At 56.5% G+C, this 9,133-nt stretch carries 10 protein-coding genes; 1 reads left to right on the top strand and 9 read right to left on the bottom strand.

The genetic code is table 11. The features are described 5' to 3' along the window. Positions 1–558: NAD(P)H-dependent flavin oxidoreductase (locus B3759_RS15585; protein ID WP_408736503.1), on the bottom strand; the 558-nt coding region annotated here is incomplete at its 3' end. Positions 559–578: 20 nt separating this feature from the next. Beyond that, positions 579–1,832: an aspartate kinase gene (locus tag B3759_RS15580; RefSeq protein WP_291367442.1), complete on the bottom strand. Its 1,254-nt coding sequence runs from the start codon at positions 1,830–1,832 to the stop codon at positions 579–581. A 270-nt stretch (positions 1,833–2,102) separates the two neighbouring features. On the opposite strand from B3759_RS15580, the gene ubiG reads away from it, so the two are divergent. Further along, entirely contained in the window at positions 2,103–2,897 is a 795-nt protein-coding gene (gene ubiG, locus B3759_RS15575) for a bifunctional 2-polyprenyl-6-hydroxyphenol methylase/3-demethylubiquinol 3-O-methyltransferase UbiG (protein ID WP_291367343.1), read from the top strand. A 153-nt stretch (positions 2,898–3,050) separates the two neighbouring features. Here ubiG and B3759_RS15570 read toward each other — a convergent pair whose 3' ends face one another. From B3759_RS15570 to rpoD, 7 genes are all read right to left on the bottom strand, one after another. Further along, a complete protein-coding gene (locus tag B3759_RS15570; protein WP_291367341.1) occupies positions 3,051–4,520 on the bottom strand; it encodes a sugar porter family MFS transporter in 1,470 nt (489 codons plus the stop codon). Positions 4,521–4,868: 348 nt separating this feature from the next. Further along, positions 4,869–6,086 (bottom strand): SAM-dependent methyltransferase, encoded by a 1,218-nt coding sequence (locus tag B3759_RS15565; RefSeq protein ID WP_291367339.1) that lies wholly within the window; start codon positions 6,084–6,086, stop codon positions 4,869–4,871. 276 nt (positions 6,087–6,362) lie between these two features. Next, a complete protein-coding gene (gene rplI, locus B3759_RS15560) occupies positions 6,363–6,944 on the bottom strand; it encodes a 50S ribosomal protein L9 (RefSeq protein ID WP_291367337.1) in 582 nt (193 codons plus the stop codon). An 11-nt stretch (positions 6,945–6,955) separates the two neighbouring features. Next, a complete protein-coding gene (gene rpsR, locus B3759_RS15555; protein ID WP_010668229.1) occupies positions 6,956–7,231 on the bottom strand; it encodes a 30S ribosomal protein S18 in 276 nt (91 codons plus the stop codon). Between the two features lie 6 nt (positions 7,232–7,237). Then, positions 7,238–7,699, bottom strand: a complete 462-nt coding sequence (rpsF, locus tag B3759_RS15550; protein ID WP_026200205.1) for a 30S ribosomal protein S6 — start codon at positions 7,697–7,699, stop codon at positions 7,238–7,240. A 200-nt stretch (positions 7,700–7,899) separates the two neighbouring features. After that, positions 7,900–8,460, bottom strand: a complete 561-nt coding sequence (locus B3759_RS15545; protein ID WP_291367334.1) for a GNAT family N-acetyltransferase — start codon at positions 8,458–8,460, stop codon at positions 7,900–7,902. Positions 8,461–8,464: 4 nt separating this feature from the next. Further along, on the bottom strand, positions 8,465–9,133 hold a 669-nt coding region (gene rpoD / locus B3759_RS15540; protein WP_291367332.1), incomplete at its 5' end, for an RNA polymerase sigma factor RpoD.

Genomic DNA, 9,133 nt, shown 5'->3' with positions numbered 1-9,133 from the left:
AATTTCCTGAGCCAGAACGGTCAGCGAAACCGGTCCGACATGACCGCCGGCTTCTGCACCCTCGATCACCAGCGCATCGACGCCCATACGGATCAGGCGTTTGGCCAGAACCAGTGCCGGGGAAAAGGCGACAACCTTCGCGCCACCATCCTTGGCGGCACGGATCGCGGCTGAAGGCGGAATACCACCTGCCAGCACGATATGTCCCACACCAGCCCGAAGACAGACCTGAACCAGCTCATCAAGCTGGGGATGCATGGTGATCAGATTAACGCCAAATGGTTTGCTGGTCAGGGCCTGCGTAGCCGCAATTTCCTTCTCCAGCAGTTCCGGCGTCATGGCGCCACAGGCGATCACGCCAAAGCCACCCGCGTTGGAAATCGCTGCGACGAGATTGCGCTCACTCACCCACGACATGGCGCCACCAAGGATGGCGTATTCAGTGCCCAGAAATGCGGTGCCGCGGGACCAGAGGCGATCGAGTTCCCGGCGGGCAGCCTGCATGTCAGGGGCCAGCGTGTCAGAAGGTGCGGCGGTCGTCACAGAATGCTCCGTCATGGCGTCAGAAAATCGGCAGCTTACGCTGCGTCGAGCCCGTAGGCAGTGTGAAGCGCACGGATGGCCAGTTCCGCATAGTCCGCCGGGATCAGCACGGACACCTTGATCTCACTGGTGGAGATGACCTGAATATTGATGCCACGCTCAGACAGTGTGCGGAACATCGTGCTGGCGACACCGGCATGTGAGCGCATGCCCACACCCACCACGCTGATTTTGACCACGGCGTCATCAGTGATGACTTCGCCATACTGAATGTCCGGACGCGCCACCTCGATCACAGCCATGGCGCGGGCGAGATCTGTCTTGCTGGTTGTGAAGGTCATGTTGGTCATGCCGTCTTCGCCCGTGCTCTGGACGATCATGTCGACATTGATGTTGTTCTCGGACAGCGGGCCGAAGATGGCGGCGGCGATACCGGGGCGATCCGGAATGCGACGCATCGAGATCTTGGCTTCGTCGCGGGAATAAGCGATGCCGGTAACGAGTTCCTGTTCCACGATTTCGTCCTCATCAACCACAAGCGACCCGGGCAGGTGGCCATTTTCTGCGGGAGCTTCTTCAGCGAAGCTGGAAAGCACCTGCACACGCACGCGCTCTTTCATGGCGAGTTCGACACTGCGGGTCTGCAGCACCTTTGCGCCGACGGATGCCAGTTCCAGCATCTCTTCATAAGTGATCTTGGCGAGCTTGCGGGCCTTCGGCACGATCCGCGGGTCGGTCGTGTAAACGCCGTCCACGTCCGTGTAGATGTCGCAACGATCGGCCTTCACGGCAGCAGCGATGGCCACGGCGGACGTATCTGACCCACCACGCCCAAGTGTCGTCACGCGCCCTTCTGGCGAAACTCCCTGGAAACCGGCGATGACCGGCACCTGCCCTGCTTTCATGCAGGCAGACAGTCCTTCGCCGTCGATGGAGTCGATGCGGGCCTTGCCATGTGCGCTGTCGGTGCGGATCGGCACCTGCCACCCCTGCCAGGATCGTGCGTTCACACCAAGAGCCTGCAGGGCGATTGCGAGCAGACCGCTGGTGACTTCCTCACCTGTCGCGACCACCGCATCATATTCGCGCGGATCGTAAAGCGGCGACAGGCTTTCGCAGAAACCGACCAGCTTGTTTGTCTCTCCGGACATGGCGGAGACGACGACAGCCACTTCGCAACCGGCGTTGACCTGCGCCTGAACCCGTTTGGCGACCGCACGGATCCGATCGAGGTCGCCGACTGACGTGCCGCCGAACTTCATGACGATCCGTGGTGGAGTGCGCTCCATGATCTGACCTGTCTCCATCCCCCGTCCGTGCGGAGGCCTGCTCTTTTCACGCAGGCGTCCAGATGTCAGAAACGCCACCTGAACCCTGCGTGTCTTGTGTTATCTCTTACGTTCGACGAATGGACTGTCTGTGTACACCGGGAGTTGCCGATACGGATCAGGCAACCATCCCCCTGCATGACCAGCCATTGCCAACGCGTGCAAGCCGCGTCACATAACCTCGCCCTTGGCTTACGTCCAGCCGGGAACGCAGTTGAAAGGTGTCGTTTCATGCATTCTGCTCATGACAGTGACTGGCAGACAACAGAACCGGAAACAGCAACCGGACAGGCCAATGCTTCGGCTGCGTCTGTTTCTCCTGAAGAAATCGCCCGTTTCGGCGCGATTGCCCGGGAATGGTGGGACCCGACCGGACCAATGCGTCCACTGCATGCCATGAACCCTCTCCGCATCGGCTGGATCGACCGTCATCTGCCGCTGCGAAGCAGAAAACAGTCCCCCCTGACCGTGCTCGACCTCGGATGTGGCGCGGGACTTGCCAGTGAAGCGCTGGCGAAGGCGGGGCACGATGTGCTGGGCATGGACGCTTCGGCCGAAGGGATTGCTGCTGCCCGCAAACATCTTGAGGACAATCCGCTGCCTGCCGGGTCCGGTTCGCTGGCCTATCGTGTCGGCAGCGCTGAGGCGCTTGTCGCCGAAGGCGTGACGTTCGACGCCGTCGTGGCGCTTGAGATCATTGAGCACGTTACGGACCCGACCGCTTTCATGTCGATGCTTGCCAGTCTGGTCAAACCGGGCGGCTGGGTGTTCGTATCCACGATGAACCGTACTGCCCGCGCCTTTGCCTTCGCAAAAGTCGGGGCGGAATACATCATGCGACTTCTTCCTGTCGGCACGCATGACTGGCGCAAGTTCGTGACACCGTCCGAACTGGGGCATTATGGGCGTCAGGCCGGACTGAGTCTGGAAGATATTGCCGGCATGACCCCTTCCCTACTGGGCGACAGCTGGCGGGAAAGCCGTGATCTGGGCGTGAATTACATTGCCGCGTTTACGCGAGGCTAACGGCTCGTTCAGCGCAAGAAGCTGATTTTTTTATGTCTCGACAGGAAATAAGCCTGTCGAGATATCCCCAAGAACTATCAGAAACCCGACTTTTAAATGGACTGCCGCCTCAGACCGAACAACTACAGTCCATTAAGGTGGCCAGAAGAAACCTCAGACGACTTTATGCGCCAACATCGCTTTTTTATCGCCGGCGATATTCAGCAAGGCCTCTTTCCTGTCTGACGCACCGTCCCCGTCCGAGAAATATTTTTTCAGATAGGTTTCCAACTGTTCAAGCGTGCGTCCTTTGGTTTCCGGCAGAAAGCGCGCCACGATTGCCAGCGAGATGGCATTGATGACAGCAAAGGCAAAGAATGTTCCCGGACCGATTGCATGGAGAAGCACGGGGAAAAGAAAAGCGACCGTCGCATTGAAAAGCCATTGCGCAGACACGGACAATCCCGTGAGAGCGCCACGCACACGCATTGGAAACAGCTCTGACATCAGCAGCCAGTAGAGTGGTGACACCATCATCTGGATAAACAGCAGAGCAAAAAGAATGAAGCCCAGCGCGACAAAGCTCTCAATTGGCGATCCGTGCAGGAACAGAAGCGTTGCCCCAAGACCAACATGCGCAAGCACGACACCAGCGAGCCCGCACATCAATGTAAGACGGCGCGGAAAACGCCCGATCATCCATAGTGCAGCAAATGTCGCTCCGACTGCGACAAGACCATTGCCTATCGTCGCAATCAGGGTGGCCTGCATACCCAGACCTGTTTCCCAAAGAATAATCGGCGTGAAATACATAAATGCGTTCACACCCGTAAACTGCGCAACAAAACCAAGGCTGATTCCAAGCATCAGCAGTCTGCGCATCCAGACTTCACTCAGCGCCTGCCGCCAGCCCACCTGCTCGGTTTCCTGATCGACCTGCATGCCGATGGCGGTCAATTCCTTGCGCACCTGCTTGTCTGACGAACGAATGAGCGTCAGAACCTCTTCAGCCTCATCGATCCGGCCGTGACTGGCCAGCCAGCGCGGCGAACGGGGGACAAAGATCAGCCCCACTCCCAGCAGAACAGCTGGCACAGCTGCAATCATCAGCATCGTGCGCCAGATTTCCGGTGAGCCAGAAAATCTGGCCAACACGGCACTGAGGACGTAGGCAACAAGCTGCCCGGTGACGATCATCATTTCATTCTGACTGACGAGCCGGCCACGCCTGCCGGGAGGCGCCATTTCCGAGATGAACATCGGCACGAGAGCGGATGCACCGCCTACTGCGAAACCAAGAACAAAACGCATCACGGTCATGAAAGCAATGGATGGAGCCAACCCAGTTCCGATCGCTCCGATCATGAAAACAACAGAAAGTCCCATAAGACTGTCGCGTCGCCCGAAGCGATCCGCCAGGTTGCCGCAAAGCAGAGAACCGAGTGCAGCGCCTACAACCAGAGAGGATGTCACCAGTCCCTCTGTCAGAGGCGTCAGTCCAAGACCGCCCTCTGAAATCGGATGCTGCATGAATGGCAAAGCACCTGCTATGACCCCAGTGTCATAACCGAACGCCAGCGCACCCATCGTTGCGACAACAACAATTTTTGTAATCAGCCTATCTGCTTCGCTTCGTTCTCTCATATGGCAAGCATCGACCTTTCGATCGATTTCCCTGAAAATTTACACACGGTAATGCTCGGGCAATGTGAGCGATCAAAGTTTGAAACATTCCGGTCATTCAGAAGTTTCTCGTCCAATCATCCAACAATTGGCACAAGCTCTTTAGGGAAATGGATTTTTTGCTGATCAGAAAAAGAAAAACTGAAAATAAAATAGGTATATAAAATACCTTAATCACAGAATCTTTATCGCTTTATGGGGGGTCATTGCACAGAGAGGAAAAAGTAACGCCAATCTCTCTCGTTCTATTCCTCATTATCAGCGTTACTTTAAATACCGACTGAAAAGCGAGCAGAAAGCCCGCTCGTTCTATTTCACGGCTCTTTCCGCTTCAAACATGTAATCACGTGTCAGAGGCACAGCATTGATGTCCCGACACAACTGAAGCTGAAAGTTCATGTGCCCTTGCACTTCGAAAGAGAGTTCTGCTCCTGCAAGGTAAAATTCAAACATGCGGCAGAAGCGTTCGTCGTACAGTTCTCTGGCTTTTTCACGCTGCTCAGCAAAACGCTGTCTCCAGATGGCTATCGTTTTTGCGTAATGTAGTCTGAGGATTTCACAATCCGTGACCCACAACCCTGTCTTTTCGATCGCAGCGAACGTTTCGCTCAGACTGGGCGAGTAGCCACCCGGGAAAATATATTTATCAATCCAGGGATTGGTTGTCCCCGGCTCATCGCTACGACCGATGGAATGCAGAAGCGCTACACCATCATCTTTCAGGCATTCCCGAACTTTCCTGAAAAAGGCTTCATAGTGCGCAATCCCGACATGCTCGAACATGCCGACGGAGACGATCCGGTCGTAACGCGTCTGAACATGCCTGTAATCAAGCAGTTCAAACCGGACCAGATGGGAAAGACCCGCTTCCTGCGCCCGCTCGCGGGCGATCTTCAACTGTTCGACGGACAGTGTAACACCCGTCACCATCGCCCCATAATCCCGGGCCAGCGTGAGAGCCATCCCTCCCCAGCCGCATCCTATATCGAGCACTTCCAGTCCGGGACGATCAAGCAGAAGCTTTGAGGCGATATGGCGTTTTTTGGCCTCCTGCGCCTCATCCAGCGTTTCCTTGCCCGTCCTGAAATAAGCGCAGGAATACTGACGATCCTTGTCCAGAAACAGGTCATACAGGCGCGTGTCGAGGTCATAATGATGCGCCACGTTTTTGCGTGACCGACTTTCCGGATTGAACTGAATCCAGCTCCGTCTTGCATACCGCGCCGTCGCGGAAATCGCCTCTCCGATATGGCCACCCGGTTTCATGGCGTTGATCATCATGACGTTCAGAAGGTCGTAAAGCGTGCAACCGTCAGGTTGTAAGCCGCCGTCCATATAGGCTTCGCCAAAGCCCAGACCGGGGTTAAACAGAAGACGCTTCTCAGCTTCCGCGCTTGTAAAACGGAGCGCCGCATGTGGGCCAGCTTGCGCCCCATTGAAAAGGGCCGACGAACCATCAGCAAAAACAACACCCAGAGAACCAACGGAAATAAAGCGCCGAAGGAGGATATTGAGCAGGCTCTTCATGCGTGGTTTCTCCCAAAACAAGATGTTCGGTCGTCACTACCATGCCATACCCCGAACAGATTGGTTTTCTTATATCTTATTGCGGTCCAGCATGGGCGTACGATCTGCTTTTCTTCGTAATGGAAAAGCTATTATTCCCAAAAAGCCTCGCATCTTTGTCCCGGTTGGGCGGACTTCTGAAAACCTAATTACAATTTCCATAAATCACAAAAGAAAAAGGCCGGGATGGTTAAACCATCCCGGCCCTCTTCAAGATTCCAAATAAGACAGAAAGTCTTATGCAGAAGCTTCTTCTTCAGCCGGAGCTTCAGAAACAGTCTCTTCCTCGACGAGTTCGAGAATAGGTGTCTCTTCCTCTTCCTCGGCGCCGATCACTTCACCGCGTGCCTGACGCTCGGCCTCTTCAACCGTACGGGCCACGTTGACGCGCACAGAGATGGAGACTTCCGGGTGCAGTGCGACGCGAACGTCATACAGACCCAGTGACTTGATCGGGTGCGGCAGGAACACCTGATTACGGGTGATCGTGAGACCAGCCTCGGTTGTCGCCTGAGCAATGTCACGGGTGGAGACGGAACCATACAGGTTGCCGCCGTCACCAGCCTGACGGATCAGAACGACCGACAGACCTTCCATGCGCTCGGAAAGACGCTCGGCCTCTTCACGACGCTTGACGTTCTGAGCCTCAAGCTGGATGCGCTCGCGCTCGAAGCGCTCACGGTTTGCAGCATTGGCGCGGATCGCCTTGCCCTGTGGCAGGAGGAAGTTACGGGCATAACCCGGCTTCACCTTAACAAGGTCGCCCATCTGGCCGAGATGCTCGACGCGCTGGAGCAGGATAACTTCAGTTGCAGCCATGATCTTCTCCCTCAGCCCACAACATAGGGCAGCAGGGCAAGGAAGCGGGCGCGTTTGATGGCCTGAGCCAGTTCACGCTGCTTCTTCGCGGACACGGCCGTGATACGGCTAGGGACGATCTTGCCACGCTCCGAGAGGAAGCGGCTCAGCAGACGGACGTCCTTATAGTCGATCTTCGGCGCGTTCGGCCCGGAGAACGGGCAAGCCTTGCGACGACGGTAGAACGGACGACGCGCACCAACAGCTACGCGACGGGCGCCCGGATTGATTTCGTTGCTTTCGGACATTCGCTCTTACTCCGCTGCAGCTTCGGCGTTCTCTTCACGAGCGCGATATTCTTCGCGATCGTCATAGGAACGGCGTGAGGAACGACCGCTTTCAAAGCGACCGGACGGCTTCGGACCACGGAAGCCACGCTCACCACGGTCATCACCCTTGCGGGACAGAACCGGGGACGGGTTCTCGTCGATTTCCTCAACACGCAGCGTCAGAACGCGCAGGATGTCTTCGTTCAGGCTGAGCTGACGCTCAACTTCACGCAGCGTCTCCGGCTTCGCTTCAAGACCGAGGAGCATGTAATGGCCCTTGCGGTTCTTCTTGATGCGGTAAGCGAGTGAACGCAGACCCCAGTATTCCTGCTTCTTGATGGAGCCGCCGTCTGCTTCAAGGAGACCCTTGATCATTTCGGCAACAGCTTCAACCTGCTGCTGGTTGATATCGTTACGTGCGATCAGCACGGTTTCATACAATGGCATGCAGTCCCTCCGGATTGCTTCAACCCAAACACTGCGGACCGTTCCGACAATGCTGCGCGGCAGGAAACTCCTGAACGCACGGGTATAGCCGGACACGATGCCACGCGCCCGGCAGGGAAGAGGGGCGATCAAACACGACTGGACATGAAAAGCAAGTTTTTTCGCACTTTCATCAGCTTTTTCCGCTGACGAACAAACCGTCAGAGTCTGGTCAGATGCTCCGGGACAGGCAAATCCAGACGAAGAGGAATATCCCACTCCTCCCTGACAACACCCAGAACCCGGAAGCCGATCGCAAGATAAGCCGGCAGCGCGCGCCGATGATCCGCCGTGCAGGTATTGACCGTCACGCGAAGCGGATTGGCGGACCACGCCATATCCACAGCCTGCGACAGGAAGGCGCGCCCTATTCCACGACCGATCATGTCCGGCACAAGGCCGAAATAAGCCAGATTGACCGTCCTGTGAGGGTGCAGTTCAAACTCGAAAAAGCCACGCACTACGCCGCTCTCTTTCAACAGAAAGAGTGAGCGCCTCGGTTCAGCAAGGATAGCCGCCAGTTCCTCGTCAGATTTGACCCGGCGCATCCACCAGCAGTGCTTCCCACCCACCTCCGTGTGCAGCTGACGATACAACGCTACTGTCGGCTTATGTTCCTGCTCTATACGGAACCCCGACGGCAAGGCGATTGCCGGAAACCTCGGGGGGTGGATCATCTCCATAAAGGTGACGTCCACCAGAACCCGATCAACAGGCTCCATGACCTCAGTTGTCGTCGAGGAACGACCGGAGTTTGCGGCTACGGCTCGGATGCTTGAGCTTACGGAGCGCCTTGGCTTCGATCTGACGGATACGTTCGCGGGTGACGTTGAACTGCTGCCCAACTTCTTCCAGCGTGTGATCGGTGTTCATGCCGATACCGAAGCGCATACGCAGGACACGCTCTTCACGCGGGGTGAGAGAGGCGAGCACGCGGGTCGTCGCTTCGCGCAGATTGGTCTGAATGGCCGCATCCAGCGGAATGATGGCCGTCTTGTCCTCGATGAAGTCACCAAGATGACTGTCTTCCTCGTCACCAATCGGTGTTTCGAGAGAGATCGGCTCCTTGGCAATCTTGAGAACCTTGCGGACCTTTTCCAGCGGCATGCCCAGCTTTTCAGCCAACTCTTCCGGTGCAGGCTCACGACCGATTTCATGCAGCATCTGACGCGACGTGCGAACCAGCTTGTTGATCGTCTCGATCATGTGGACCGGGATACGGATCGTGCGGGCCTGATCCGCGATGGAGCGCGTGATCGCCTGACGGATCCACCACGTGGCATAGGTGGAGAACTTGTAGCCGCGACGGTATTCAAACTTATCCACGGCCTTCATCAGACCGATGTTGCCTTCCTGAATCAGGTCAAGGAACTGAAGACCACGGTTGGTGTATTT

Origin of the sequence: Acetobacter sp. UBA5411, assembly GCF_002409645.1 — a bacterium.
GTDB lineage: Bacteria > Pseudomonadota > Alphaproteobacteria > Acetobacterales > Acetobacteraceae > Acetobacter.
The sequence above is the reverse complement of the archived record's forward strand: the minus strand, read 5'-3'. Positions and strand labels throughout refer to the sequence as shown.